General features: G+C 67.1%; 29 protein-coding genes and 1 tRNA gene. 11 read left to right on the top strand and 19 right to left on the bottom strand.

Translation table 11 applies throughout. The features are described 5' to 3' along the window. Positions 1–52: 52 nt before the first annotated feature. The 5 genes from WCL10_RS00680 to WCL10_RS00700 form a co-directional block, all read right to left on the bottom strand. Complete coding sequence (locus tag WCL10_RS00680; protein ID WP_336893684.1) at positions 53–466, bottom strand: DUF3035 domain-containing protein; 414 nt, start codon at positions 464–466, stop codon at positions 53–55. Beyond that, entirely contained in the window at positions 466–999 is a 534-nt protein-coding gene (lspA, locus tag WCL10_RS00685; protein ID WP_336893685.1) for a signal peptidase II, read from the bottom strand. Before lspA ends, WCL10_RS00680 begins: the two co-directional genes overlap by 1 nt. Further along, positions 996–4058, bottom strand: a complete 3063-nt coding sequence (gene ileS, locus WCL10_RS00690; RefSeq protein ID WP_336893686.1) for an isoleucine--tRNA ligase — start codon at positions 4056–4058, stop codon at positions 996–998. Before ileS ends, lspA begins: the two co-directional genes overlap by 4 nt. A 49-nt stretch (positions 4059–4107) precedes the next feature. Next, positions 4108–5133, bottom strand: a complete 1026-nt coding sequence (locus WCL10_RS00695; protein WP_336893687.1) for a glycerophosphodiester phosphodiesterase family protein — start codon at positions 5131–5133, stop codon at positions 4108–4110. A gap of 66 nt (positions 5134–5199) precedes the next feature. Continuing rightward, the gene (locus WCL10_RS00700; protein WP_336893688.1) at positions 5200–5841 is read right to left on the bottom strand and encodes a hypothetical protein; all 642 of its coding nucleotides are present in this window, start codon (positions 5839–5841) and stop codon (positions 5200–5202) included. A gap of 113 nt (positions 5842–5954) precedes the next feature. Here WCL10_RS00700 and WCL10_RS00705 point away from each other — a divergent pair, with 113 nt between their 5' ends. After that, complete coding sequence (locus WCL10_RS00705; protein WP_336893689.1) at positions 5955–6455, top strand: TspO/MBR family protein; 501 nt, start codon at positions 5955–5957, stop codon at positions 6453–6455. On the opposite strand, the gene WCL10_RS00710 is transcribed toward WCL10_RS00705, so the two are convergent. From WCL10_RS00710 to WCL10_RS00735, 6 genes are all read right to left on the bottom strand, one after another. Beyond that, a complete protein-coding gene (locus tag WCL10_RS00710) occupies positions 6440–7372 on the bottom strand; it encodes a bifunctional riboflavin kinase/FAD synthetase (RefSeq protein ID WP_336893690.1) in 933 nt (310 codons plus the stop codon). The two genes, WCL10_RS00705 and WCL10_RS00710, sit on opposite strands and share 16 nt — an antisense overlap. Then, positions 7372–7860: a dihydrofolate reductase gene (locus tag WCL10_RS00715; protein ID WP_336893691.1), complete on the bottom strand. Its 489-nt coding sequence runs from the start codon at positions 7858–7860 to the stop codon at positions 7372–7374. Before WCL10_RS00715 ends, WCL10_RS00710 begins: the two co-directional genes overlap by 1 nt. Then, positions 7861–8916: a 5-(carboxyamino)imidazole ribonucleotide synthase gene (locus WCL10_RS00720; RefSeq protein ID WP_336893692.1), complete on the bottom strand. Its 1056-nt coding sequence runs from the start codon at positions 8914–8916 to the stop codon at positions 7861–7863. It lies immediately after the preceding gene. A 4-nt stretch (positions 8917–8920) separates the two neighbouring features. After that, entirely contained in the window at positions 8921–9406 is a 486-nt protein-coding gene (purE, locus tag WCL10_RS00725) for a 5-(carboxyamino)imidazole ribonucleotide mutase (RefSeq protein ID WP_336893693.1), read from the bottom strand. 28 nt (positions 9407–9434) lie between these two features. After that, on the bottom strand, positions 9435–10121 hold the full coding sequence (gpmA, locus tag WCL10_RS00730; RefSeq protein WP_336893694.1) for a 2,3-diphosphoglycerate-dependent phosphoglycerate mutase: 687 nt from the start codon (positions 10119–10121) through the stop codon (positions 9435–9437). A gap of 208 nt (positions 10122–10329) precedes the next feature. Next, positions 10330–10482 (bottom strand): hypothetical protein, encoded by a 153-nt coding sequence (locus WCL10_RS00735; protein WP_336893695.1) that lies wholly within the window; start codon positions 10480–10482, stop codon positions 10330–10332. A 125-nt stretch (positions 10483–10607) separates the two neighbouring features. Between WCL10_RS00735 and WCL10_RS00740 the strand changes: the two genes are divergently transcribed. Next, positions 10608–10682: transfer RNA gene (locus WCL10_RS00740), tRNA-Thr, on the top strand. A 13-nt stretch (positions 10683–10695) separates the two neighbouring features. Here the strand turns inward: WCL10_RS00740 and WCL10_RS00745 are convergent. Further along, the gene (locus tag WCL10_RS00745) at positions 10696–11517 is read right to left on the bottom strand and encodes a PhnD/SsuA/transferrin family substrate-binding protein (protein ID WP_336893696.1); all 822 of its coding nucleotides are present in this window, start codon (positions 11515–11517) and stop codon (positions 10696–10698) included. Continuing rightward, positions 11510–12343 (bottom strand): helix-turn-helix domain-containing protein, encoded by an 834-nt coding sequence (locus WCL10_RS00750; RefSeq protein ID WP_336893697.1) that lies wholly within the window; start codon positions 12341–12343, stop codon positions 11510–11512. The genes WCL10_RS00745 and WCL10_RS00750 overlap by 8 nt, the downstream gene beginning before the upstream one ends. 132 nt (positions 12344–12475) lie before the next feature. Here WCL10_RS00750 and WCL10_RS00755 point away from each other — a divergent pair, with 132 nt between their 5' ends. Then, positions 12476–13441 (top strand): fatty acid desaturase, encoded by a 966-nt coding sequence (locus WCL10_RS00755; RefSeq protein ID WP_336893698.1) that lies wholly within the window; start codon positions 12476–12478, stop codon positions 13439–13441. A gap of 29 nt (positions 13442–13470) precedes the next feature. Beyond that, positions 13471–13899, top strand: coding sequence for a hypothetical protein (locus WCL10_RS00760; RefSeq protein ID WP_336893699.1), 429 nt, complete (start codon positions 13471–13473; stop codon positions 13897–13899). 30 nt (positions 13900–13929) lie between these two features. Here the strand turns inward: WCL10_RS00760 and WCL10_RS00765 are convergent, their stop codons facing one another. Beyond that, positions 13930–14220 (bottom strand): GNAT family N-acetyltransferase, encoded by a 291-nt coding sequence (locus WCL10_RS00765; RefSeq protein WP_336893700.1) that lies wholly within the window; start codon positions 14218–14220, stop codon positions 13930–13932. Between the two features lie 64 nt (positions 14221–14284). Between WCL10_RS00765 and WCL10_RS00770 the strand changes: the two genes are divergently transcribed. Continuing rightward, a complete protein-coding gene (locus WCL10_RS00770; protein ID WP_336893701.1) occupies positions 14285–15301 on the top strand; it encodes a beta-eliminating lyase-related protein in 1017 nt (338 codons plus the stop codon). Continuing rightward, positions 15298–16236 (top strand): EamA family transporter, encoded by a 939-nt coding sequence (locus WCL10_RS00775; RefSeq protein ID WP_336893702.1) that lies wholly within the window; start codon positions 15298–15300, stop codon positions 16234–16236. Before WCL10_RS00770 ends, WCL10_RS00775 begins: the two co-directional genes overlap by 4 nt. Here the strand turns inward: WCL10_RS00775 and WCL10_RS00780 are convergent. Together WCL10_RS00780 and WCL10_RS00785 are read right to left on the bottom strand one after the other, a co-directional pair. Next, complete coding sequence (locus tag WCL10_RS00780) at positions 16146–16991, bottom strand: SDR family NAD(P)-dependent oxidoreductase (RefSeq protein ID WP_336893703.1); 846 nt, start codon at positions 16989–16991, stop codon at positions 16146–16148. The genes WCL10_RS00775 and WCL10_RS00780 overlap by 91 nt on opposite strands. Then, the gene (locus WCL10_RS00785; RefSeq protein ID WP_336893704.1) at positions 16988–18277 is read right to left on the bottom strand and encodes a M48 family metallopeptidase; all 1290 of its coding nucleotides are present in this window, start codon (positions 18275–18277) and stop codon (positions 16988–16990) included. Before WCL10_RS00785 ends, WCL10_RS00780 begins: the two co-directional genes overlap by 4 nt. Positions 18278–18424: 147 nt before the next feature. On the opposite strand from WCL10_RS00785, the gene pepN reads away from it, so the two are divergent. Then, the gene (pepN, locus tag WCL10_RS00790) at positions 18425–21064 is read left to right on the top strand and encodes an aminopeptidase N (RefSeq protein WP_336893705.1); all 2640 of its coding nucleotides are present in this window, start codon (positions 18425–18427) and stop codon (positions 21062–21064) included. After that, the gene (pgeF, locus tag WCL10_RS00795; protein ID WP_336893706.1) at positions 21064–21840 is read left to right on the top strand and encodes a peptidoglycan editing factor PgeF; all 777 of its coding nucleotides are present in this window, start codon (positions 21064–21066) and stop codon (positions 21838–21840) included. Before pepN ends, pgeF begins: the two co-directional genes overlap by 1 nt. On the opposite strand, the gene WCL10_RS00800 is transcribed toward pgeF, so the two are convergent. The 3 genes from WCL10_RS00800 to galE form a co-directional block, all read right to left on the bottom strand. Further along, a complete protein-coding gene (locus WCL10_RS00800) occupies positions 21837–22439 on the bottom strand; it encodes an HAD family phosphatase (protein WP_336893707.1) in 603 nt (200 codons plus the stop codon). The two genes, pgeF and WCL10_RS00800, sit on opposite strands and share 4 nt — an antisense overlap. Positions 22440–22563: 124 nt before the next feature. Continuing rightward, positions 22564–22689 carry a type B 50S ribosomal protein L36 gene (gene ykgO, locus WCL10_RS00805; RefSeq protein WP_054122357.1) on the bottom strand — a complete coding sequence of 42 codons (126 nt, stop codon included), beginning with the start codon at positions 22687–22689 and terminating at the stop codon, positions 22564–22566. Positions 22690–22772: 83 nt separating this feature from the next. Then, the gene (galE, locus tag WCL10_RS00810) at positions 22773–23777 is read right to left on the bottom strand and encodes a UDP-glucose 4-epimerase GalE (protein ID WP_336893708.1); all 1005 of its coding nucleotides are present in this window, start codon (positions 23775–23777) and stop codon (positions 22773–22775) included. A 150-nt stretch (positions 23778–23927) separates the two neighbouring features. On the opposite strand from galE, the gene WCL10_RS00815 reads away from it, so the two are divergent. The 3 genes from WCL10_RS00815 to WCL10_RS00825 are packed head-to-tail and all read left to right on the top strand — an operon-like array spanning position 23928 to position 26373. Then, entirely contained in the window at positions 23928–24647 is a 720-nt protein-coding gene (locus WCL10_RS00815) for a DUF4136 domain-containing protein (protein ID WP_336893709.1), read from the top strand. Continuing rightward, positions 24644–25228: a DUF4136 domain-containing protein gene (locus WCL10_RS00820; protein WP_336893710.1), complete on the top strand. Its 585-nt coding sequence runs from the start codon at positions 24644–24646 to the stop codon at positions 25226–25228. Before WCL10_RS00815 ends, WCL10_RS00820 begins: the two co-directional genes overlap by 4 nt. Continuing rightward, complete coding sequence (locus tag WCL10_RS00825) at positions 25225–26373, top strand: M14-type cytosolic carboxypeptidase (RefSeq protein WP_336893711.1); 1149 nt, start codon at positions 25225–25227, stop codon at positions 26371–26373. Before WCL10_RS00820 ends, WCL10_RS00825 begins: the two co-directional genes overlap by 4 nt. Positions 26374–26414 lie beyond the last annotated feature (41 nt).

Here is a 26414-nt window from a genome sequence, read left to right on the forward strand (position 1 = left end):
AAAGGGCCCTCTCCCCGTTTGGGCTTCGCCAAAACAGGGAGGACCTGAAGGCTCAGCCCGGGATCTGAGCCTGCGCCTCGCGTCCGTCGCCTTCAGGCGCGGCGAGGATATCGCGTACTGCAGCGCCCTTGGCCACGGTCTTGGTCTTGGGATCGCCGACCACGCTGCGGATGCCCACGGCCGAGGCGCCCGCCTTGCCCAGCGCATCGGTTTCCACCGCGCTGCGCGGCGCCGGGCCGCCGAACAGGGCATCAAGCGCCTGCTTCGAGCTGTCGACATCCTGCGGGCGCGGCGCGCCAGGGTTGGGCGGCATCAGCGCGAAATCGGGCGGAACGACAAGCGGGGCCTGCCGGCTCACCGCGAATTCATCAGGCCGGATGCGGTTGAAGAGCGAGCCCCCCTGCGAGCAGGCACCGAGCAGCATGGCGCCCCCGGCAAGCATCAGGATGGTCGTGGCCTTACGCATCAAACAGTCTCCGTGGCGGTATCATTGTCAGCATCCGCCGCATCGGCGGGCTTTTCGCGCGAAAGCAGCGACCGGGCAAGCAGTATCAGCACGCCAAAGGTGATCGCCGCATCGGCAAGGTTGAAGATCAGGAAGGGGCGCCAGTGGCCGATATGCAGATCGGCATAATCGATCACGTAACCGCGCGTATACCGATCGTGGATGTTGCCCAGCGCCCCGCCCAGCACGAGCGCCAGCGCCGCGATCTCGCCAAACACCTTCTCGCGCATCATCCACACGGCAACGCCCAGCGCGATGAAACCGGTCAGGCCGAGGAGCGCAAACTTGGTCTCGCTCGATTGCGCGGTGAACATCCCGTAGGAAACGCCGTAGTTCTCGGTCCAGCGCAAGTCGAAGAACGGAAGCAGTTTGATCGCGGCCACGCGCTGCAGATCGAGCGGCCCGGTCATCAGCGCCTTGACCGCGCGGTCGAGCCCGAAGACGCCGAGCGCTATGGCAAACCCGCCCGCGCGCATGGCTGTGATGCGATTCATGCGTTCAGCCCTGCGACCACGTCGTCACACCGGGCACACAGCGCGCCGTCCTCGGCCACTTCGGGCAGATGCCGCCAGCAGCGACCGCACTTGTGGTGGGAGGTGGGCGTGATCGACACGCCCTCGCCCTGCCCGCGCGTGACTGACGCGGTGATGAACAGTTCGGCAAGGTCCGCTTCCGGCGCATCCGCCGGCACGCTCACTTCGGCCTGGAGGCTCGATCCGATCACCTTGTCGCGGCGCAGCGGCTCGATCGCTTCGGTGACCGTATTGCGCAGCGTCCGGAGCCCTTCAAACCGCTCCGCCAGCGCCGCGTCGCGCCACTCGGGAGGAAGCTCGCGCAGCGCGCCCAAATGGACGCTGCCGCGATCCGGGAACCGCGTGGTCCACACTTCTTCGCTCGTGAACACCAGCACCGGCGAAGCATAGCGCACCAGGGCATGGAACAGCACGTCGAGCACCGTGCGATAGGCGCGCCGCTTCGGGTCCGTGGGCGCGTCGCAATAGAGGCAGTCCTTGCGGATATCGAAGAAGAACGCCGAGAGGTCCTCGTTGCAGAAATCGATCAGCACGCGGGTGTAGGTGTTGAAATCGAAGTCCGCGATGGCCTGCCGCAGGGTCGCATCAAGCTCCGAGAGCCGGTGCAGCATATAGCGCTCGAGCTCCGGCATCTGCGCCGCCTCGACGCCTTCGGCATCCCAGTCGAACCCATCCAGCGCGCCCAGCAGATAGCGGAACGTGTTGCGCAGCTTGCGGTACTGGTCCGCCACGCCGGCGAGGATTTCCTTGCCGATGCGGTGGTCTTCGGTGAAATCGACCGAGAGCGCCCAGAGCCGCAGGATATCCGCGCCATATTCCTTCATCAGGTCGATGGGCGAGATCGTGTTGCCCAGCGACTTGGACATCTTCATGCCCTTGGAATCCATCGTGAAGCCGTGGGTCAGCACCGCCTTGTAGGGCGCATGGCCGCGCGTCGCGCAGGCTTCCAGCAGCGAGGACTGGAACCAGCCGCGATGCTGGTCGCTGCCTTCGAGATAGAGATCGGCATGGGGGCCGGTGTAGCCTTCGGGCCGCAGCAGATCGGGCCACTTGCCCGATTCGAGCACGAAGGCATGCGTGCTGCCGCTATCGAACCAGACGTCGAGAATGTCGGTGACGCGTTCGTAGTCCTCAAGCTTGTAGTCAGCGCCGAGGTACTCCTGCGCGCGCTCCTCGCTCCACGCATCGACGCCGCCTGCGCGCACCGCCGCCACGATCCGCGCGTTGACTTGCGCGTCGTTGAGGTACTGGCCGGTCTTGCGGTCCACGAACAGCGTGATCGGCACGCCCCACGCGCGCTGACGCGAAAGCACCCAGTCCGGCCGCCCCTCGACCATCGCGCCGATGCGGTTGCGGCCCTTTTCGGGCACCCAGCGCGTATCCGCGATGGCCTGCACCGCGATCTGGCGCAGCGTGGCGTTCGGGTGTTCCAGCGCGCCGCCTTCGTTGTCCCAGCGGCTTTCCGCCCGGCTTTCGGCGTGCGGCATATCGACCGGCCGGTCCATCGGCACAAACCACTGCGGCGTGCAGCGATAGATCACCTTGGCTTTCGAGCGCCAGCTATGTGGATAACTGTGTTTATAATCTGCGGATGCCGCTAGCAAACCTCCAGCGGACTTGAGGTCGCTGCAGATCGGCCCATCGGGCGCATTGAACTTGGGATTGATCACCGAGCCCTGACCGCCGAGCCAGCCCCAGTCCTCGCGGTACTTGCCATCGCCGAGCACCGCGAACACCGGCTCGATCCCGTGCGCCTTGCACAGCGCAAAGTCGTCCTCGCCATGGTCCGGCGCCATATGGACAAGGCCCGTGCCGCTGTCGGTGGTGACGAAATCGCCGGGGAGCATCGGGCGCGGACGGAGGAAGAACTCCGCCAGCGGGCTCTCGCGGTTGATCCCCAACCCAACCCCGTCACCCCGAACCACACTCTCGTCACCCCGGACTTGATCCGGGGTCCCGCTACCTTCCAACGCCGTGTCCGCATCCAAGCGGGACCCCGCGTCAAGCGCGGGGTGACGGAAGAGGTTGGCCATCGGGTGGCGGCAGATGGTTCCGGCGAGGGCGGAGCCGATGAAGTCTGTGATAACAGACACTTCGACTTCATTGTCGCCTGTTGCGTGGACATCCGGCTGAGACCGGACACGTGCCACAAAATCATCCAGGAGTTTGGTGGCAACTAGGTAACTGTCCCCGATGGTGCTCGGCTTCCAGCGCAGCAGCACCAGCGAATAGTCAACCTCCGGCCCATAAGCCAAAGCCTGGTTCACCGGGATCGTCCAAGGCGTCGTCGTCCAGATCACCGCATGCGCGCCGACCAGTTCCGCAATCGGCGACTCAACAATCTCGAACGCCACATCGATCTGGGTCGAAACGATATCCTCGTACTCGACCTCGGCCTCCGCCAGCGCGGTCTTCTCCACCGGCGACCACATCACCGGCTTCGCGCCGCGATAAAGCTGCCCGCTTTCGGCAAACTTCAGCAGTTCGGCAACGATGGTGCCTTCCGCTTCCGGGTCCATCGTCAGATACGGGTGGTCCCAATCGCCCTGAATGCCCAGCCGCTTCAGCTGCTCGCGCTGCACGTCCACCCACTTCTGGGCATAGGCGCGGCATTCGGCGCGGAATTCGACCGGCGGGACCTCGTCCTTGTTCTTCTTCTTCTTGCGGTACTCTTCCTCGACCTTCCACTCGATGGGCAGGCCGTGGCAATCCCAGCCGGGCACATAGGGCGCGTCCTTGCCGAGCAGGCTCTGCGTGCGGCACACCATGTCCTTGAGGATATGGTTCAGCGCATGGCCGATATGCATGTCGCCGTTGGCATAGGGCGGACCATCATGGAGAATGAACTTCTCAGCGCCCGCACGGCTTTTGCGCAGTTGGCTGTAAAGCCCTTCGTCCTGCCAGCGCGCGAGAATGCCCGGCTCCTTCTGGGGGAGGCCGGCCTTCATCGGGAAATCGGTCTTCGGCAGGAAGACAGTCGAGCGAAAGTCGGGGGTTTCTTGGCGAGGAGCTTCGGTCATGATCGGCGGGCCTTAGCGCCGCGCCGGGATTCCTGCAAACACTCGCAGCCTAATCCGTCGAAGCCTCGTCGCGCGCCTGCGCAGCCAGCGCCTCCGCATTGGTGCGCCGGTCGAGCCCCGGACGCAGGGCCGGGCCCACGGTCCAGTAATCGTCGACCATGACGTAGCCGCGGAAGGTAATCGGAATCGAGCGCAAGTCTCGCGCATGGCGCAGCCCCGCGCCCGCGCTGGTCAGCATCGCCACGATCTGCCCGCCGTTCGCCGTCATCCGGTTCACCGTCAGATTGGGCCAGCCCCACAACGTGAATGTCGCATCGAGCGGGGCGAGCATCGTGCCGCCCTTGCAGGCCTCGGGCAGCATGCTGGTCCACCCGGTCTGCCGGTAGCCCGAGGTGCAAGCCGCCGCCTGCGCCGGATCATAGGCCCAGACCCTCGGCCATGCGGCGCGGATCACCGCGATCGCCGCCGGGCCGCCGCTGAACCCGTCGCCCGCGGCCGCCGGATCGCGCCCCATCGCCTTGAACTTCGCGACCAGCACCTTGGCTGCCTCGGCATCGTCGGCGACGAAGCGGTAGAAATAGTGCCAACGCGGATCGGTTTCGATCACCTGCTCCAGCGTCGGGATGGTGTTGCGCGAAATGCCGCGCAGCGGGAAGGTCTTGCCGCCATCCGCGGTATAGCCATAGCCCGGATCAAGCGCCTGCACCGCCGCAAGCGGCAGCGCCGAGACCGCGCCCTTGCCATTGCTGCGGCAATCAAGCGTGGCATCCGGATAGAGTACCAGCGCATTGTCTGCGGTGCGCGCCACATCGAGCGTGACGAGATCCGCCCCCATGCGCCGCGCCATCTGCACCGAGCGGTCGGTATCCGCGATGAAATCATGGAGCGGCGGCAGGATCGCCTGCGCCGGACAGGGCGATTTGGCTGCCGCAGCTGTGTATTGCTGCGAAATACCACCGTTGGCGATCAATCTCAGGCTCCCCCGAGGATTGTCCGCCAGCCAACTCGCATTGACGAAAGTGAGTGCCAGAAAGCCGAGAGCGCCGAAAAACGCGATTCCACGAAGCCAGATCACCGAAAAACGTGCTCCCGTGCGTGCTGTAATAGCTCGTTAGCAAGCTCGCTCAGAGATGATCCAAGGTCAAATGCTTCTTTCGTCGGCCACAGTCCGATAGGCGCGCACAAATGCCGCTCCCTGATCGCGCGCCAGCGCGGCGAGGTCGAGGCAGCGCACATCCGCCCCGCCAAGCTCCTGCTGGTGCAGCGCCGCCACCAGCAGCGGCGAGACCAGCGCGATGGCGGCATGGCGCGGGTCGGCCGCGATCATCTCGCCGCGCGCGATATGAGTGGCCAATCGTGCCTCGGCCGCCGCGAGAGTCGGCTCGAGTATCGCCGCGACATAAGTCGGCCCGATCCGCCCTTGCCGCAGGCCCTCGCGCAGCCCCAGCACATGGAGCGCGGCGACACCTCCGTGGGTCAAGCCGTCCACAATAAGCGCGAGCAGCGCCGCGACGCTTTCGGCAAAGGGCAGGGCGGTCGCCGCTGCCTCGGCCAGATAGGGCGCGCCCTGCCGGCCAAGCTCCTCGATCAGCGCCGCGACAATATCCTCGCGCTTGCCGAAGTGGTGTGCCAGCGTGGGGAGCGTGACTTCGGCGGCGGCTGCCAGTTCGCGCAGCGAGGGCGGCGCAAGATCGGGGGCCACAAGGCGATCGTGCATGGCGGCCAGCAGCGCGGCGCGGCGCGCTTCATGGTCGGCAGCTTTGGCACCGCGGGTCCGGCTCATGAGCCCGCTTGTGGCAGGCTGCGCGGGCCCGGGCAATCGTCTGCGCGAATTTATTATTGCATATGATATATTTTATGGCAAAAGCGCGCCGACCACAGATAAGGACTCCTCCCATGGCCTCCTCCAAGTTCCACAACGCTTTCACCCTCGCCCAGGGGCGCTCTGGACTCACCGCCAATGTCGCGGTGCTGCTGATCGTGACGATCGCCATCAACGGCTTCCTCTTCGCCGTGGGCTGGGCCGGCCCCGCCGCCACAGCCGCGCGCAAGATGCCGATGGTCCCGCCTGACTACATGGTCGGCCTGATCTGGACGGTGCTGCTCGGCCTCATGGGTGCAGCACGCTGGGTCTATGTGCGCCGGAGCGGCGACACCGGCTGGCGCTCTTGGGCGCCTTATGCGCTCGGCGCGGTGTGCATCGCCTATCCGTTCTACACCAGCGGGCTCAAGCTCAACGCAGCCGCCTACTGGGGCACATGGCTGACGATTTTCTGCACGCTCGCGGCCATCTTCGTGCTGCGCACCCGCGATGCCCGCTCACCGTGGTATCTGCTGCCCACCGCGATCTGGGGCGGCTATGTCGTCTCGGTGATGACCGCCTATCCGGCGATGTGAGCGAGGAGCCGCTTCGCCTCGGCGCAATCGCGCTCCATCTGCGCCACCAGCGCGTCGAGGCCGTCAAACTTTGCCTCGCCGCGCAGGAAATGGTGGAACGCCACTTCGATCTCCTGCCCGTAGAGATCCCCGCTGAAGTCGAAGAAATGCGGCTCGAGCAGTTCCTTGGGCGGGTCGAACGTGGGGCGAATGCCGATATTGGCCGCGCCCTTCAGCACGCGGCCATCAGGCAGCCGTCCCGTCACCGCGTAGATGCCGTAGCGTGGCCGCAGGTACGTGCCGATATCGAGGTTCGCGGTCGGGAAGTTGATCGTGCGCCCCACCTTGTCGCCGTGCTGCACCGGGCCCCTTATCGCGAAAGGCCGCGTCAGGAGCCGCTCCGCTTCCTGCGGATCGCCCGCCACCAGCGCCTCGCGGATGCGACTGGAAGAGACGACCTCACCATCCAGCAGAACCGGCCCCACCGCGCGCGTCTCGAGCCCGCAGTCGGCGCCCACTTCGCGCAGCACGCCGACATTGCCCCCGCGCGCCCGGCCGAAGGTGAAGTCCTCGCCCGTCACCACCGCCGCCGCGCCGAGCCGATCAGAGAGCAGATCGCGCACGAAGGCCTCGGCCGGCATGCTCGCCATCGCCGCATTGAAGGCGAACACCAGCATGGCATCGGCCCCGGCGGCGGTGAACAACGCCTCGCGCTGGTCTAGCGTCGTCAGGCGAAACGGCGGCGCATCGGGCTTGAAGAAGCGCACCGGATGCGGATCGAACGTCGCGATGATCGCGGGCCGCTCCTGCTCGCGAGCCCAGCGCACGGCCTCTCCGGCCACGGCCTGATGGCCCAGATGAAACCCGTCGAAATTGCCCAGCGCGATCACCGCGCCGCGCAAGGCTTCGGGCATGGCCTCGCTGGCATGGACGCGCATCAGGCCGCGCCCCGCACGAACGTCACGAAATCATGGGCCGGGTAGCCCCCTTCCGCCGGATGGCTCTCCCGCACAGTCTCGCGCCACGGAACCGCCGGATAGGCCAGCTTGGTATCCCCGGCGTAGGCGCCATGAACCTCGGTCAGTTCGTAGCGATGGGCCAGTCCCTCGAACTGCGCAAGCACATCCGCCCCGCCGATCACAGCCACTTCGCCATCACCCGCCAGTGCCAGCGCGCCCGTCACATCATGCACCACTTCGGCCCCCGGCGCAGACCAGCCGGCATCGCGCGTCAGCACGATATGCCGCCGCCCCGGCAGCAGACCCGGCAACGAGGCGAATGTCTTGCGGCCCATGATCATCGGCTTGCCCATGGTCAGCGCCTTGAAGCGCTTGAGGTCCGCAGGCAAGCGCCACGGAAGGGCACCCTTGTCGCCAATCGTGCCATCATCGGCGCGCGCCACAATCAGCATGATCTCTTGCGGCATTCAGAGCACCAACCGCGTCACATGGCCCATCTTGCGCCCGGGCCGCACCGCCGCCTTGCCATAAAGGTGCAGATGGTTGGCCGGATCGGAGAGGATCGCCGGCCAGTCGTGCGCCTCGTCGCCGATGAGGTTGTCCATCACCACGCCCGCCGCGCAGAGGTCTGTGGAGCCCAGCGGCAGCCCGCAGATCGCACGCACATGGTTCTCGAACTGCGAGGTGAGCGCGCCCTCGATGGTCCAATGCCCCGAATTGTGCACGCGCGGCGCCATCTCGTTAAAGACCGGGCCATCGGCGGTTGCAAAGAACTCGAGCGTCAGCACGCCGACATGCCCCAGCGCATCCGCGACTTGCCGCGCCAGCATCCGCGCCGCATCGACCTGTTCGCGCACCGCCGTGCCTGCCGGCACCACCGACTGGCTCAAGATGCCCGCCTTGTGTGCATTCTCCGCGCTATCCCAGAAGCGCACGTCGCCATCGGCCCCGCGCACGAGGATCACTGAAAACTCCGCCGCAAAGTCGACGAAGCCTTCATAGACCAGCGGCACCCCCGGCAGCTCCAGCGCGTCCGCATCCGCGGGCGCCATGATCCGCCACTGGCCCTTGCCATCATAACCGTCGCGCCGCGTCTTCAGGATGCCTGGCGTCCCGATCCGGGTAATCGCCGCCACCAGATCCTCCGCGCTGTCCACCACGGCCCAGGGCGCGGGCCGCCCGCCGAGTTCCTCGACAAAGCGCTTCTCCGCCGCCCGGTCCTGCGCCACTTCCAGCGAGCGCGTACCTGGATACAGCGCCACATCGCCCAGCGCCGAAAGCGGCCCCACCGGCACGTTCTCGAACTCGTAAGTCACGACGGCGCATGCGGCCGCAAACGCCGCCAGAGCCTCGCCGTCCTGCCATCCGGCGCAAGTGAACCCGGCGCAGACATCGGCAGCGATCGAATCCGCCTCGGGTGCATAGACATGGCAGCGATAGCCAAGGTTCGCTGCCGCAAGCGCAATCATCCGGCCCAGCTGGCCGCCGCCCAGAATACCGATGGTCTCGCCGGGCGGGATCATGCGCTCACACCGGAAACTCGGCCACGGATTCGGTCTGCGCCTTGCGCCATGCCACGAGCCGCTCGCTCAGCGCCGGATCATTCAGCGCAAGAATCGAAGCCGCCAGCAGCGCTGCATTGGTCGCCCCTGCCGCGCCGATGGCAAGCGTTCCCACCGGAATGCCGCCCGGCATCTGCACGATGGAAAGCAGGCTATCGAGCCCCTTCAGCGCCTTGGATTGCACCGGAACGCCCAGCACCGGCAGATGCGTCATCGAAGCGATCATGCCCGGCAGATGCGCCGCACCGCCCGCGCCCGCGATGATCACCTGCAGCCCCGCGTCCGCCGCGCCCTTGGCAAAGGCCACCAGCCGGTCCGGCGTGCGGTGCGCCGACACGATCCGGCACTCATGCGCCACGCCCAGCTTTTCCAGCACAGCAGCGCCGTTCTGCATGGTCTCCCAGTCCGACTGGCTCCCCATGACGATGGCAACCTTGGGGCCTTCACCCATCCTCTTGCATCCCCTCTCGCCCGGCGTTTCAACGCTCGGACAGGTAGTACCGCTCGATCTCGGCCAGATCATCGTCCAGTTCATAGACAATCGGTTGCCCGGTCGGAATTTCGAGGCCAGTGATATCGGCGTCCGAAATACCCGAAAGGTGCTTCACCAGCGCGCGCAGCGAATTGCCATGGGCGGAGACCAGCACTGTCTCGCCCGCACGCAGCGCCGGGGCAATCTTCTCGTCCCAGCACGGCAGCACGCGGGCAATGGTGTCCTTGAGGCTCTCCGTATTGGGCACATCGATCCCGGCATAGCGCGCGTCGCTGGCGAGATCGAATTCGCTCCCCGCTTCCAGCGGAGGCGGCGGAATATCGAAGCTGCGGCGCCAGATCTTGACCTGCTCTTCGCCGTGCTTGGCCGCGGTCTCCGCCTTGTCGAGCCCGGTGAGGCCGCCATAGTGCCGCTCGTTGAGCCTCCAGTCCTTGTCCTCGGGAATCCAGATCCGCCCCGCCGCTTCCAGCGCCAGATGCAGCGTTTTGATCGCGCGCTTCTGGAGCGAGGTGAACGCTGTTGTCGGCAGGATGCCTTTGGCCGCAAGCAGTTCGCCCGCCGCAAAAGCCTCGGCCGCGCCCTTCTCGGTCACGTCGACGTCCCACCAGCCGGTGAAGCGGTTTTCGAGGTTCCACTGCGACTGGCCGTGGCGGATCAGGATCAGGCGGGGCATCGTGGTCCTCGCAAGCTTGGGATGGAACAAGGGCGCGGACCTAGCGCCCGTCCGCCGGTTTGGAAAGCCCTGCTGCGCGCTGCCCACCCCCGACCCCTCCCGCAAGCGGGAGGGGGATCAAGGTTGCGTCCTGCCGGATGCACCAGGGACACTTGTTTCTTCTCCCCTCCCGCTTGCGGGAGGGGCCGGGGGTGGGCCGCCCCAAACACTACCCCTGCGAAGACGCGTCATCCTCCCCAGCCGCGCCCAACGCCCGCGCCTGTGCCTTGCGCCGCCGCAGGTTCTCGCGCAGTCGCTGCGCCAGCCGCTCCTCGCGGGCGAGGGCGGGCTTGTCGCCGGAGGGGGGAGTGCGGTCCGTCATCGCGCGCCTCTCTGCCCCGCGATCATGGCGGCGGCAAGCCCAGCTTGACAAACGCAAGGCCCCCCGCCAAAGCGCGCCCCTGCCCGCCCCGGCTTTGCCGCGCCCGGGCCGCATGGAAATGGTGTGCTGCTGTAGCTCAGTGGTAGAGCGCATCCTTGGTAAGGCTGAGGTCGGGAGTTCAATCCTCCCCAGCAGCACCATTTCCCCCTGGGTTCACCCCAGCACCGGATACCCCAGCGCCGCCGCCTCGCGCTCAAGCGCCTGCACCACGGCGTAGGCGCTTTCCGGCTGCTGAGCGAATCCCCCAAGCCCCAGCACATCCCGAACCCGCGCGGCTGCCGGATCAGCGGCAAAATCGTCCAGCGCGCCGCGCAGCAGGGCCAGGTCCGCATCGCTCGCGCCAATGCGCGTGATCAGCGGAAGACCCGGCGTCTTGGCCGTTTCCGCCAGAATGCGCACCCCTGCGACCAGCTCCGGCGCGAACCGGGCGAGATTGCCGAAGGTCACGCAGTCCACCGCCGCCACATCCGCATCGCCCCGCGCCACCATGGCGATGCTTGCGCGGTGGCTGCCGCTCTCCACCACCTGCCGGAAGAACCGGCCCCCTGAAGCATGGGGCGCGACTGTGTGGCGCAGGAGGTTCATCCCCGAATTGCTCCCCGGGTCGTTGATCGCCGCCACCTGCCCGCGCAATTCCGCCACGGACGCGGCCGCCGCATCCGTCCGCACGATCACGAAGCTGCCGTTCAGCACCCCCTCGCACCCCGGATGGCGATAGACCGGCGTCGCCACCAGCCGCACCCGGCCTTGCAGCTGGGCCATGAAGGGATAGCCGCAGGTCTGCGCCAGCAAGAGGCGCGGATCGAGCCAGGCGGCATCGTGGGCGATATCCTCGTCCAACCCTTCAGGCACATCGGCCAGCCCCGCCGCACGCAGCCGATCGCGCAGGAACGCCCAGAGCCCCCGCGTCGCCTCCGCGACCACCGGCGGATCGCGGTACATCGCGAGACTGGCGAGGCGCGGGCTCTCAGCCAACTTTCAGCCCCCGCACAAAGTCCGCCGCTTCGTGCGCATGCACGCGGGTGTGGCGAATCAGGCCTTCGAACTGGCGCTGCATGGTCCGGATCGACTCCGCGCTGCTGAGCACGAGATACATCTGCCCGGCAAAGATCGCGACCCGGGTTGAACCGAAAATGGTGTAAGGGATCGAGAAGCGCTCGCGCCCGTCGAACAGGAACAGGCGGAAAGAGGGATAGAGCTCGTCGATCAGCGTGCTCATATGCGCCACTTGCGCCTGCCGCGCCACTTTCGAAAGCCCGCTCCAGATGCCCGCGCCGGCGGCGAACTGCTCCAGCGTCTGAAGCGGCATGCAGCATTCCATGTCGGTCCCCGCCGCACGGTTGTATTCGAGGCGGAAGGCCGCGTCCTCCACTTGCGCCAGCGGGCTCTGGTGCGCGGCGGCGGCTTCATACGCGATCACCGCGTTGGTGCGCAGCAGATCGGGGATGCGCGCGGGCACATAGCGGATCTTCGCGCCCGCTGCCTCGGCATGCCAGCGCATCAGGAGGCTCGCGCCGTCTTCCTCGGTGGTCTCGATCGAGCCGCTCGACAGCAGCGCGCCGGTCACGCCCTCGTCCTGCGAAACGCCGAGCAGCCAGTCGATGGTCACCGCGTGGCGCTGCGCGATGGCGAGCAGCGTTTCCACGCGCGGCAACCGCACCGTGCGCCCCGAAAGCAGAAGCGAGAGCGCCGAGCGGTCGATCCCGATCCCGTCGGCAAAGGCCGACTGGCTGAGACGCGAGCGCTCGAACACATTGCTCAGCCGAGTGCGGAACACTTCGGCCAGTTGGCGTTTGTCCATGCTTCCCATCCTGTGACTATAGTCAACATTTGGCGCAGCTTGTGCGCAAATGCAACAAGTCGTCACCATTGTCGCCTTGAATGTCTACCGGTCGAGTTGGATATTCTGGCCCGGAGGTCTGTCCCGCACCCGATGAACGAGCTTACCCACGCCGAATTCGAGCAGACTCTCCGCCGCGCAGAGCGCGCCATCATTGAATGGCCGACGCTCGCGCTGCTGTTTGCGTGCCATGTCGCCTGGGTCGGCGCATGCCTGCTCTACAGCCTCGCGCCGTGGCTCGCCGTGCCGCTCCTGGCGCTCGCCATCGCGCTTCATTCCTCGCTGCAGCATGAGGCGATCCACCGCCACCCCACGCCCAGCGAGGGCTGGAACGAGTTGCTCGTCAGCCTGCCGCTCGGCCTCCTGATCCCCTGGCGCCGCTACCGCGAGACGCACCTCGCGCACCACGTCGACAGCAGAATCACCGACCCTTACGACGATCCCGAGAGCTTCTATATCGCCGCCGCCGACCACCGCCGCCTGCCGCGCGCGGTGCGCCTGCTGCTCGCGGCGAACGCCACGCTTGCAGGCCGCCTCCTGCTCGGCCCCGCCATTGCCGCCGCCCGCTTTCTGCTGACCGAAGCGCGGCTTGGGCTGCGCCAGCGCGGCGCGGCGGCACGAGAATGGCGCAAGGCATGGGCGCTCCACGCGCTCGGGCTTGTCCCGGTTCTCGGCCTTGTCCATTTCGTCTTCGTGATGCCCTTCGCGGCTTATTTCGGTGCGGTCTATCTAGGCATGGCGCTGCTGGCCTTGCGCGGCTTTGCCGAGCACCGCTGGGCCGATGCGCCGGAAGCACGCACGGTGATTGTGGAGCGTTCGCGGCTTGGCTGGCTGTTCCTCAACAACAACCTCCACTTCGTCCACCACAGCCACCCGCACCTTGCGTGGTACGCGCTCCCCGCAGCCTACCGCGCCCGGCGTGCCGAATGGCTGGCTTTTAACGAGGGCTATGTCTTCACCGGCTACCGCGCCGTGCTGCGCGCATTTGCCTTGCGCGCCAAGGAGCCGGTGGTGCATCCCGTCCACGCCGCTTCGCCGCAGGAGCGCCCTGCCGGCTGACGTTGGCGGCCACACGCAAGGAGGCGTCGATGTCTGCCGCTCGAAGCCTCGCCGCGCTTGCCGCACTCCTTCTGCTCGCCGCTGCGCCGCCTGCGCTGCGCGGCGAATACCGCGCCGATTGCGCACCCTATGACGGCCCCGCGTTCCGCGTGACTCTGCCCGTGCCGGGCCCGGGGCGGCCGCAATACGAGCTTGCCGCCAATGTCCCGCTCGGAAAGCTTGCCGGCCGCTGGACCCACACTCTGGATACGCGCCCCGGCTCGGCCACGATCCTCCTCTGCCGCACCGCGCCCGAGACCCTGTGCGACTATCCGCAATCAGGCAGCTTCACCCTGAGCGGACAACCCGGCGGCTCGATCAGCGGCACATTCGACGCAACCTTCGCCAGCGGCATCCGCCACATCCGCCGCTTCACAGCTCGCCCCGCGCGGACGGCGCAGCGGATGCTCTGCGGTTGAGTGCAGGGAGCCGCCCTGCTTTCGGGCCGCTCAAGCCAGCAGGTCGGCCCACTCGGGATGCCGCTTGAACGCTGCGGCGACATAGCTGCACTGCGGCACGATCTTCCAGCCCTGCGCACGGGCGTCGACAATCAGGGCCTCCACCAGTTTGCCAGCAATGCCGCGCCCGCCGATCTCGGTCGGCACCAGTGTGTGCTCGGTGGTCAGCACCTCGCCCTGCCGCACCCAGGTCAGCCGCCCGATTGCGGCTGTGCCGGCGACGCGCGCCTGGTATTCACCTTCCGCGCCCTCATCGATCAGGGTGATGGCAGGATCATCCATGGCTATAGGCCTCCCAGGGCAAGTGCACTTCCAACCGGGGCCCGTGCCCGCTAAGGCCCGTTCCATGAAGTTCTTCTCCGACAACGCCGCCCCTGTCCACCCCCGCATCTGGGCCGCGATGCAGGCCGCCGATGCGCCCGACACCGCCTATGATGGCGACGCGCTTTCGGCCCGGCTCGACGCGGCGTTCTCCGATCTGTTCGGCGCCGAATGCGCCGCGCTCTGGGTGGCGACCGGCACGGCGGGCAATTGCCTGGCGCTTTCGGCCATGGTGCCCCCGCATGGCGGCGTTGTCTGCCACCGCGAGGCGCATATCGAGATGGACGAAGGCGGTGCGCCCGGCTTCTTCCTCCACGGCGCCAAGCTCCTGCTGGCAGACGGCGAGGGCGCCAAGCTCACGCCCGGGACGATCAGCGCCGTGCTCGATGCGATCCGCCCCGGCGTCCATCAGGTCCAGCCGCATGCGATCTCGATCACGCAGGCCACCGAATACGGCCGCGTCTATACACCGGCCGAAGTCGCCGCCATCGGCGCATTGGCCAAGAACCGCGGACTTGGCCTCCACATGGACGGCGCACGGTTTGCCAATGCCATTGCGCACCTGGGCTGCCATCCGGCGGACGTCACCGTCCGTGCCGGAGTCGATGCGCTCACCTTCGGCTGCGTCAAGAACGGCGGGATGAGTGCGGAGGCGATCGTGTTCTTCGCCCCCGATCTCGTCGATGTCGTGCGCTACCGCCGCAAGCGCGCCGGGCACCTGCAATCGAAGGGCCGCTATCTCGCCGCGCAGATCCTCGCGATGCTGGAAGGCGATCTCTGGCTCGAAAACGCCCGCGCCGCCAATGCAGCCGCGCGCGAAATCGCCTCGGCTTGCGCCGGCCGGCTGATCCACCCGGTCGAGGCAAACGAGATCTTCGTGATCATGAGCCCTGCCGAACGAACTGCTCTTAGGGCGCAAGGCTTCGACTTCTATGACTGGACCGCCCCTCCAGGAGCCCCCGGCGCCGCGCGCCTCGTCACCGCGTGGAGCAGCCCGCCCCATGAAGTGGAAGCGCTTGCCCGCGCCCTGGCCGCGCTGTGAGCGCCGAGCACCGGCCCGGCGAGGCCCACTTTCTCGAAGCGCGCATCCTCGTCCCCTTCCTCCTGACGGCGCTGATCTGGGGCTCGACCTGGATCGCGATCAAGTACCAGCTCGGCAATGTGCCGCCGAGCTGGTCGGTCACCTGGCGCTTCACCGGCGGTGCGCTCGGCATGTTCGCGCTGGTCCTGTTCCAGCGCCTGCCGCTCGTGCCCGATGCGCGCGGTCTCATGGTTGCGGCCGTGATGGGCTGCAGCGTGTTCAGCCTCAATTTCCAGTTCGTCTACCGCTCCGAACAGTACCTCACCTCGGGCCTCGTCGCGGTGCTCTTCGCCCTGCTGCTCGTGCCCAACACGGTCCTCTCGCGCGTATTCCTCGGCCAGCGCATCACCCGCGGGTTCCTCCTCGGCACAGCCATCGCGCTTGCCGGGATCGCGCTGCTGATGCTCCACGAATACCGGCTGGCGCTCGCCCAGAATGCCGCAATGGGCGCAAAGGTGCTTGTCGGCGGGGCCATGGTGCTCACCGCGCTGCTGTTCGCATCGGTGGGCAATGTGGTGCAGGCCAGCCCCGCCGCGCGCGGCCAGCCGGTGCCGACCTTGCTTGCCTGGGCCATGCTGTTCGGCGCGCTGGTCGATGGCACCATCGCGTGGCTCCTCGCCGGCCCGCCGCGCTTTGAGTGGACGCTGCCCTATGCCGGCGGGGTCGCCTATCTCGCGATTGTCGGTACGGTCGTGACCTTCCCGATGTACAACGGCCTGCTGCGCGCACTGGGCCCTGGCCGCGCCGCCTACAACGGGGTGCTGGTGCCCGTCGTCGCCATGCTGATCTCAACCTTGTTCGAGGGCTACCGCTGGTCGCTGCTTGCGGGCTCCGGCGCGGTGCTGGCAATGATCGGGCTGGTCGTAGCGCTGAGAGCCCGCAGCCCCTCGCGGTAAGTCGGATAGGCGGGGCGCCAGCCAAGCAAGCGCTTCGCCTTGCCATTCGCGACCCGGCGGTTCTCGGCATAGAACGCCAGCGCCATCGGCGAGAGCGCGGCCTCCTCCAAGGTCTGCAAAGGCGGCGGAGCAACGCCCAGAAGCCGCGCCGCCTCCTCGATCACCGCATTCTGGCTCGATGGTTCGTCATCGGCGAGATTATAGACCCCGCCGGGTCCCTCCATCCCCGCGATCACGCCCGAGGCGATATCCGCGACATGGACACGGCTGAACACCTGTCCTTCCAGCGCAATCCGCCTCGCGGCGCCATCGCGCACCCGATCGAGGGCGCTGCGGCCGGGGCCGTAGATGCCCGGCAGGCGGAACACGCGCACCCGCGCACCCAATTCCTGCCATGCCAGATCGGCCGCCGTGCGTGCCGAGCGCCGCCCGGTGCCGACCTGTGCGCTTTCGTCCACCCACGCACCGCCGGTATCGCCATAGACGCCGGTCGAGGAGAGATAGCCGATCCAGCCTGCAGGCGCACTGGCCAGCGCTTCGCCAAAGGCGTCGAGCACCGGATCACCGCCATCGCGCGCCGGGGGAACCGAGGAGAGCACATGGCTCGCCCCGCTCAGCGCCGCCAGCACGGCATCGCGGTCTTCAAAGCGATGCGTGCCTTCGCGCCCCGTGCCGCTTACCTCCCATCCCGCGCCGCGCAGCCGCGCGGCGATCACTTGCGAAGTATAGCCCATGCCGAAAATGAAGAGCTTCATGGCCTCGAATCCGGAAGAGGCGGCGGAACCACTTCGGTCGCGCCGGGCATGTGGTCCTTCTTCCACTGCATCGCCATGCGCACCCGCGTCTGGCCCGACGGGTGATCGAAAAACAGCATTTCCTCAAGCGGCCCGGGCCCGATCTTGCGATAGGCCGAAAGCTTCATCGCCGCTCCGGCAAAGCCATCCGGCTCGCGCGACACGTCGAGCCCGAAGACATCGGCCTCGCGTTCCTCCAAGCGGACGATCGTGTTGATCATCGGCACGCTGAGCAGCGATAGCACACTCAGCACGCCCGCCAGCACCGGCAGCGACGCCGGATCGCCCAGACCGCGCACGCCGCGGCGCTGGCCGCCGAAACGAATCAGCGGCGGCGCGATCTGCGCAGTCAGCCACAGCAGCCCGCCGAACAGAAGTGTGAAAAGCACGATCCGCTTCCAGATATGGCCGAGCGCGTAGTGCCCGATCTCGTGCCCCATGACCGCCGCTGTCTCCGCAAGGCTGGCCTTGCGGTAGAGATTGTCGTTGAGCGAAATCCGCACAGTGGGGCCAAACCCGGATACATTTGCGGAAATCCGGTCAGACTGGCGCGAAGCGTCGATCAGATAGATGTGTTCGGCAGGAACCTGGGCGGCGGTGGCCATCGCGACGATCCGCGCGCGTACCGGCCCGTCCGGCAGCTCGGTCGAGGTGTTGAACAGCGGAAGCAGAAAGATCGGCGCAACCAGCGTTGCAAAGGTCATCGCGAGCGCCACCACCCCCGTGCCGATCAGCCACCAGCGCTGCGGGAACTTGCGGATCACCGCGTAGAGGACAAGCAGGAACAGGCTGCCAAAGAGTGCGCTGAGTACAAGACCGATCGCCTGATCGCCCAGCCACTCACCGAGCGACTGGTTCATCAGCCCGTACTGCTTTTCGCGCCAGTACTGGGCATAGACGGTCCAGGGCAGGCTCAGCAGCGTGTCCGCCACAATGAACACCAGCGCGCAGGCCAGAATGCCCAGCCAAGGCCGCCAGCCGCGCCGCTGCATCCCGTCGCGCACCTTGGGCAACAGCCGCATGCGCAGCAGCAACCAGCAGATCGCGACCGAGACCACTGTGCCCCACAGCGAAAGCCACAGCCCGCCTTCGAAATAGGCATCGGAGCGCGCCCGTGCCGGGCCGCTCAGGGTGGAGAGCCAGAGCTGCGCGGCATGATCCACATCGAACGCGGCGGCATGGGCAAGGCCCGGCCAGCAGCACAGACCGGCCGCGGCGGCCATTGCGATGCGATTCAATCCGGCCATTCGCCCGCGCCCCTGTTGTATCTGGCTCTGCTCTCGGGCGCCATGCGTGCGCAGCCGCGCCGCCCGCGTCAAGCTGTCTTCCCATGAAGTTGCCGCGCCTGCCGATTTTGCGTTTCGGAATGCCGCCGTGCTCCCTACATTGGCGGGATGAACGACCTTTCCAGCACCCCCGCCGTGCCCGCCACCGCTCCCGTCATCCCTCAGGTCATTCGGCGCGCCGACTATCGCCCGCCGGCCTGGCTGGTGCCCGAAATCACGCTCGATTTCGCGCTCTCGCTCACCGCCACGCGCGTGCGCAGCACCATGGTGGTGACCCGGCAGGGCGATATGGACGCCCCGCTGCGCCTTGATGGTGACGGCCTCGCCGCAGCGCTGGTCGAAGTCGACGGCGCGGCGCACAACGCGTGGGCCATGGACGGCGACGCGCTTGTCATCGATCTTCCGGGCGACCAGCACACGGTGACAATCGAGACCGTGATCGACCCCACCGCCAACACCCAGCTCTCCGGCCTCTATGCGTCAAACGGCATGCTCTGCACCCAGTGCGAGGCCGAAGGCTTCCGCCGCATCACCTTCTTCCCCGATCGGCCCGATGTGCTGAGCCGCTACACCGTGCGCATGGCGGGCGACAAAGCGGCCTTCCCGGTGCTGCTCTCCAATGGCAATCCGGTCGCCTCGGGTGATGACGCGGACGGCACACATTGGGCCGAGTGGCACGATCCCTGGCCCAAGCCTTCGTACCTCTTCGCGCTCGTCGCGGGCGATCTCGTCGCCACGCGCGACAGCTTCACCACCCGCTCGGGCCGCAAGGTCGATCTTGCGATCTACGTGCGCGCCGGCGATGAGACCCGCACCGATCACGCCATGCGCGCGCTCATCGCCTCGATGAAGTGGGACGAGGATGTCTATGGCCGCGAGTACGATCTCGACTTGTTCAACATCGTCGCGGTGGCCGATTTCAACGCCGGCGCGATGGAGAACAAGGGCCTCAACGTCTTCAACACGCGCTACATCCTCGCAGACCCCGAAACCGCGACCGACGGCGACTACGACGCGATCGAAGGCGTCGTCGCACACGAATACTTCCACAACTGGTCGGGCAACCGCGTCACCTGCCGCGACTGGTTTCAGCTGAGCCTCAAGGAAGGGTTTACCGTGCTGCGCGACCAGCAGTTCAGCGCCGACATGGGTTCGGCCCCGGTCAAGCGGATCGAGGACGTGCGTATCCTGCGGGCGGCGCAGTTCCCCGAAGATTCAGGGCCGCTCGCACACCCGATCCGCCCCGATGCCTACCAGGAAATCAGCAACTTCTACACCGCGACGGTCTACAACAAGGGCGCCGAGGTGATCCGCATGATGACCGTGCTGGCGGGGGCCGAACGTTTCCGCAAGGGCACCGACCTCTACTTCGACCGCCACGACGGCGAGGCGGCGACTTGCGAGGATTTCATCCGTGCCATCGAAGACGGCGCCGGGCTCGATCTGAAGCAATTCCGCCGCTGGTACGAGCAGGCCGGTACGCCGCGCCTTGTCGCGGAGCTCACCCATGAAGGCGAAACGGCCACGCTCACGCTAAGCCAGACGGTGCCCGTCACCCCCGGCCAGCCTGACAAACAGCCGATGGTCATCCCGCTGCGCACCGCACTGTTTGACCGCGCCACTGGCAAACATGGCGGCGAGGAGCTGCTCGTCCTTACCGAACCTAGCCAGAGCTTCAGCTTTTCCGGGTTCGCCGCGCCGCCGGTGCTCTCGATCAACCGGGGCTTTTCCGCGCCCGTCGCGATCGACATGCCGTTGCCGACTGCCGATCTCGTGTTCCTCGCCGCGCACGACGATGATCCCTTCGCGCGCTACGAGGCGATGCAGCAGCTCATGGTGCGCCACCTCGTCGCCGCCGTGACCGACGAGCTGACCGATGCGGCGCGTGCCGAAGGCCTCGCCGCGATCGGCCAGGTCTACGCCGCCGTGCTTGCCGATACCGCTCTCGACGATCTGATGCGCGGGGAACTCCTCATCCTCCCCGGCGAGGGTTATCTGGCCGAACAGCTGGCCGTCGTCGACCCGGCGCGCATTCACGCCGAGCGCGAGGCGCTCAAGCGCTGGCTCGGCGCTCAGCTGGCGCCGGAATGGTACGCACTGCACGATCGCTGCAGCGCCGTGCCCTACAGCCTCGAGGCCGCCGCACGCGGCGCGCGCAAGCTCAAGACGCAGGCACTGGTCTATCTCGCCGCCGCCGATCCGGTCGAAGCCGCGCGCCGCGCCGAGGCGCAATACGCGGCGGCCGACAACATGACCGACCGGCAGGGCGCCCTCATGGTGCTTGCCGGAATTGGCACGCCGGAGTGCGATGCGGCGCGCCTTGCCGCGCTTGCCGATTTCCACACGCGCTTTGCCGGCAACGCGCTGGTGATCGACAAGTGGTTCTCGATCCAGGCCGGCGCGCTCCATCCCGATACGCTGGAGCACGTCAAAGCGCTGGCGGAGCATCCGGACTTTACCTTGAGCAACCCCAACCGCGCGCGCGCGCTCTACATGGCCTTTGCCGCCAATCCGCAGGCCTTCCACGCGGCGAGCGGCGAGGGCTACCGGATGATCGCCGATCTCATCATCAAGCTTGATCCGATCAACGGCAATGTCGCGGCGCGCTTCGTCCCTCCCCTCGGCCGCTGGCGCAAGATCGAGCCGGCCCGCGCCGCGCTGATGCGCGCCGAACTCGCGCGGATCGCCGCCGCACCCGGTCTCTCGCGCGATGTGCGCGAGCAGGTGGGCAAGAGCCTCGACGCCTGATGCCTGAAGCAGAGATCGACGGGCCGGAAGTCCTCACCCACCCCTCGCTTGCCGGGGCGGCGCACGGCTTCCTCGGCCGGCGCGGCGGGGTGAGCGCCGGCCTCCATGCCGGGCTCAATGTCAGCTATAGCGAGGACGAGCCTTCGCACACGGCCGAGAATCGCCGCCGCGCGGGCAATGCGGTGCTGGCGGGGGCCCGGCTCCTCACCTGCTACCAGATCCATTCGCCCGATGTGGTGACCGTGACTGCGCCTTGGGACGATGCCGACCGCCCCAAAGCCGACGCGCTGGTGACCTGCCAGCCCGGCCTGCTTCTTGGCGTGCTCACCGCCGATTGCGCGCCGGTGCTGTTCCATGATCCCGAAGCCGGTGTGATAGGTGCGGCCCACGCCGGATGGAAAGGCGCCATTGGCGGCGTGACTGACAGGACAGTCGAAGCGATGGAAGCGCTAGGCGCGGACCGCGCGCGCATCGCCGCCGTGGTCGGCCCGTGCATTGCGCAGACGAGCTATGAAGTGGATGCGGGCTTCGAAGCACGCTTCACCGGCGAGGACGCGGCCAATGCGCGCTTCTTCAAGGCCGGGCGTGCAGGGCACGCGTGGTTCGATCTCGAAGGCTATGTCGCCGCGCGGCTTGCCGGGTTCGGCGTCGGCACGGTTGCCATGCTGGGCGAGGACACTTACGCGCCGGCCGCCCGCTTCTATTCGTTCCGCCGCTCCACGCATGCCGCAGAAGCCGGTTACGGGCGGCAGATCTCGCTGATTGGCCTCGGCTAAAGCAGCCCGAGCGCCCGCAGTTCCGCTTCCAGCGCTTCGGCGCCATCCGTGAAGTGATGCACCCGCCAGCCGAGCGCACCGGCGCTGGCAATGTTTCGCGCGTTGTCGTCGATGAACAGCATCCGCTCCGGCGCGTGGCCGAAACGCTGTGCGGCAAGGTGAAAGATCGCCGGATCGGGCTTCATCAGCCGCTCCACCCCGCTCACCACAATTGCGCCCATGTGATCGAGCAGCGGAAACGTCGGGCGGAACATCGCCCAGGTGTCCGCGCCGAAATTGGTGATCGCGAACTGCGGCACCCCGCGTGCGGCCAGCGCCTCGACCAGGGCCGGAGTTCCCGGGATCGGGCCCGGAATCGTCTCCAGCCAGCGCGGGGCATAGGCCTCGATCAGCGCGCGATGTTCGGGAAACCCGGCGACTTTCTCGGCGATGAGGTCGGCCAGCGGCTCTCCCGCATCGTGCCGGAAATGCCACGGCAGCATGACAACATTCTCCAGGAACCAGTCGAGCTCCGCCGGATCGTCGATCAGCTTTTCATATAGCCCGCGGATTGACCACTGCACCAGCACGTGGCCGATATCCCAGACAACTGCGTCCACCGCCGCGCTCATGCCGGACCTTTACTTCGCCACAAACAAAAGCGCCCCCGCAAACGCGGGGGCCTCCTGCCGGTTCAACACCGTTTGACCGCAAACCGCCCCGCCGCAGCAGGGCGCGCGCAGATCAGCCCTGACGCGCCTTGAAGCGCTTCTGGGTCTTGTTGATGACGTAGGTGCGGCCGCGGCGACGGATCACGCGGTTGTCCCGGTGGCGATCCTTGAGCGACTTCAGGCTGTTGCGAATCTTCATGGCGAATCCCTTTGCCCGAAGCGACCGGGCCGAAAATTGAACGCGGCGGTTATGCGCGGGCCGCGCGAAAGTCAACCGGGCACTCAGGCGTCCCCGCGGATCTCGGTCAGTTTGCGCTCCCAGGCGAGAGCATGCTGCACGATCACATCAAGATCGGCATAGCGCGGCACCCATGGCAGCGTCGCCTTGATCCGGCGGTTGTCCGAAATCAGCGAATCGGGATCGCCCGCGCGGCGCCCTTCCAGCTTCCGCTCAATCCTGCGGTTGGTGACGCGGTCCACCGCATCGAGCACCTCGAGCACCGAGAAGCCTCGGCCATAGCCGCAGTTCATGGTCAGCGAACGCTCCGGCTGCTCGATCAAGGCCTCCAGCGCCAGCACATGCGCGGCGGCAAGATCGGACACATGGATATAGTCGCGCACGCCAGTGCCGTCGGGGGTATCATAGTCGGTGCCGAACACGCCGACATGGCCGCGTTTGCCAAGTGCGGCTTCGACCGCGACCTTGATGAGGTGCGTCGCCCCGGCGGTCGATTGCCCGGTGCGCGCCTCGGGGTCCGCGCCCGCCACGTTGAAATAGCGCAGCGCGCAATAGTTCAGTGGATGCGCGCGGGCCGTATCGGCCAGCATCGTCTCGGTCATCAGCTTCGACATGCCGTAAGGGTTGATCGGTGCCTTGGGGCTGTCTTCGGTGACGGGCGAGACTTCGGGAATGCCGTAGGTCGCCGCAGTCGAGGAAAAGATGAAGTGCTTCACTCCGCCCTCGACCGCTGCGGCGATCAGCGCGCGGCTCTTGGCGGTGTTGTTGTGGTAGTACTTGAGCGGGTTCTCGACCGATTCGGGCACGATGATCGAGCCGGCAAAATGCATCACTGCGCCGATCTTCTGCTCGGCGAAGATCCGGGCGAGCAGCGCGCCGTCCTCGATATCGCCTTCGTAGAGCGGCACGCCCTCCGGGATCGCGAAGCGGAAACCGGTGGTTAGATTGTCGATCACCGCGACTGGCCAGCCCGCATCCTTGAGCGCCAACACCGCGTGGCTGCCGATATAACCGGCGCCGCCGGTGACGAGAACGGGCACTTTCCCCACGCGAATCACTCCCACATCGATGCTGCACTGCACTAGCAGCCCCGCCTTGGGATGGAATCGGGAAACAAACCGTTCATCACATTGACGTTCATCACATTGACAGGCCCCCTTCCTTAGGCTCCGCCTGTTCCGTGTTTCGAAAGGAGCTTCATGCCCCATCGCCTTACCCATAGCCTGCTGGCCGCCGGACTCCTTGCCCTCCCCAGCGCAGGCGCGCTTGCGCAAGGCATGCCCGGGCCCGGCTGGGGCGGCGGATGGCGCGATCGCGGCGGCGAGGACGATGATGCGCGCCTGCCTTCCGCCCGCCAAAGCGCGCAGCCATCGAAGAAGATCGACGTCACCGCCTTCCGCAGCGCTGATGCTACCGGACTGCTTGGCAAAGGCAGAATCGTGGTAAGCCGCATGGCGGGCGACGCCGGCGACGACAACGATGGCAAGCTCCCGGTTTACGAAGCCGCGGTGATCGACGAGCTTGCCCGGCGCGGCTATGATACCGCCACAGCGATGGATCCGGGCCAGGTCGCTGAAATCGGCGTCAGCCACAACGTGGCGGTGCCCGAGGAGGCCCCCCACAAGAAGGTGAGCGGCGCAATGAGCACCACCGTCAGCAATCGCGGCAGCGGCTTCGGCCTTGCGCTCGCGGTCGACCTTACCAAACCCGCGAAGGCGATCATCGCCACCCGGCTCGATCTGCGCATCCGCGACAAGGCCTCGGGCCGCGTCTTGTGGGAAGGCCATGCCGAAGGTGAGGCGCGCGAGGAGGACGGCGGGATCGACAATACCCAGATGGCCTCACGGCTCGCCACCGCGCTGCTGAAGAAGTTTCCCGATGGCCAGGTGGTCCAGCCGCTTTCGGCGGTGACGCCGTGAAGGCGCGCGCCCTGCTCGCAGCGTTCGCGCTCGCGGCCACGCCCGCGCTGGCCGCACCGGTCGAGGTAACGCGGTTCCATACGCCCGACAGCATCACCACGCTCGGCCGCAGCGCCGTGGCGGTGGTCGCTGCCCCCGGCATGGACGGCACCAGCCTCGAAATGCGCGTCTGGCTCGAGGCTGTCGGTGCAGAACTCGCGGCCCTTCGTTTCGGCAGCGCCACGCCTGGCGCGGCGGATTGCCTCGCGGAAGTGCGCGTCGAGCGGGAAGTGCAGCGCACCGAGCGCCAGCGCGGGCCAGTCTCGGTCGGGGTCGGCGGATCAACCGGCGGGTGGAACAGCGGCGTCGGACTGGGCGTAGGTTTCAATCTTGGGGGTGGCCCGCGCAGCCGCGTGATAACGCGCCTTTCCGTCACCATCCGCAGCCGCGCCACCGGCCAGGCGCTGTGGGAAGGCCGCGCCGACAACATCGAGCGCGAGAAGGCCAGGGTTGCCGCAGTTGATCAGGCCGCACCGCGCCTTGCACATGCCCTCTTCTCGGGCTTTCCCGGAACCTCGGGGGCGACTATCACGGTGAAATGAGCACACCGGACGAGGGCGCCAGCCCGATCAGCATCGACGCGGCCTTCGACAGCGGCAATATCGAGGTTCTTGGCATCGCGGGGGCCACCGCGCGGCTCGCAATCCGGCGCGATACCGCGTCGGAATTCTTCCAGTGGTTCCATTTCCGCGTCGGCGGCTGCGCTGGCCGCGCTCTCGAACTCAGGATTACCGGGCTTGCCGCCGCCGCCTATCCCGATGGCTGGATCGGCTACCGCGCCTGCGTTTCGGAAGACCGCGAATACTGGGCCCGCGCCGAGACCCGTTATGACGCGGGGCTGGACGGCGGCACCATGACGATCCGCTATACGCCTCAGGCCGCGACGTGCTGGTTCGCCTATTTCGCGCCTTATTCGATGGAGCGGCACCACGATCTGGTCGCCGAAGTGGCGGGATGCGAGGGCGTGGCCCACCGTGTGCTCGGCCGAAGCATCGATGGCCAGCCGATCGATTGTCTCTCGCTTGGTGAGGGCGACAAGCAGGTCTGGCTGATCGCGCGCCAGCATCCGGGCGAATCGATGGCCGAATGGTGGATCGAAGGCGCGCTCGCCATGCTGACCGATGCGGCCGACCCGCACGCACGGGCGCTGCGCAAGCGCTGCCGCTTCCATGTCGTGCCCAATTGCAATCCGGATGGATCGCGCCGGGGTCATCTGCGCACCAATGCCGCAGGCGTGAACCTCAACCGCGAATGGAACGAGCCGAGCACCGAACGGTCGCCCGAAGTGCTCGCCATCCGCACCGCGATGGACGCGACCGGGGTCGACTTCGCGATGGACGTCCACGGCGACGAGGCGATCCCGGCGGTGTTTTTCGCCGGCTTCGAAGGAATCCCCGGCTGGACCGAAGCGCAGGGCGAGGCCTACCGCCGCTACCGCGCGATCCTCGAGCGGCGCACGCCGGATTTCCAGACGCGGCGCGGCTATCCCACCGCGCGCCCGGGCAAGGCCAATCTTGCGATGGCGACGAACCAGATCGCAGAGCGCTTCGGCGCGATCTCGATGACGCTCGAGATGCCGTTCAAGGACAACGACGATCTGCCTGATCCGGCACAAGGCTGGAGCCCCGAGCGCAGCAGGTTGCTCGCGCGCGAGTGCATGGCTGCGCTGCTCGAGTGGATCGGCTGAACCCACCTGTCCACGAGGCCGGAGTGTTTACGGTTTGTTAG

This window comes from Novosphingobium sp., assembly GCF_037133355.1.
Classification (GTDB): domain Bacteria; phylum Pseudomonadota; class Alphaproteobacteria; order Sphingomonadales; family Sphingomonadaceae; genus Novosphingobium.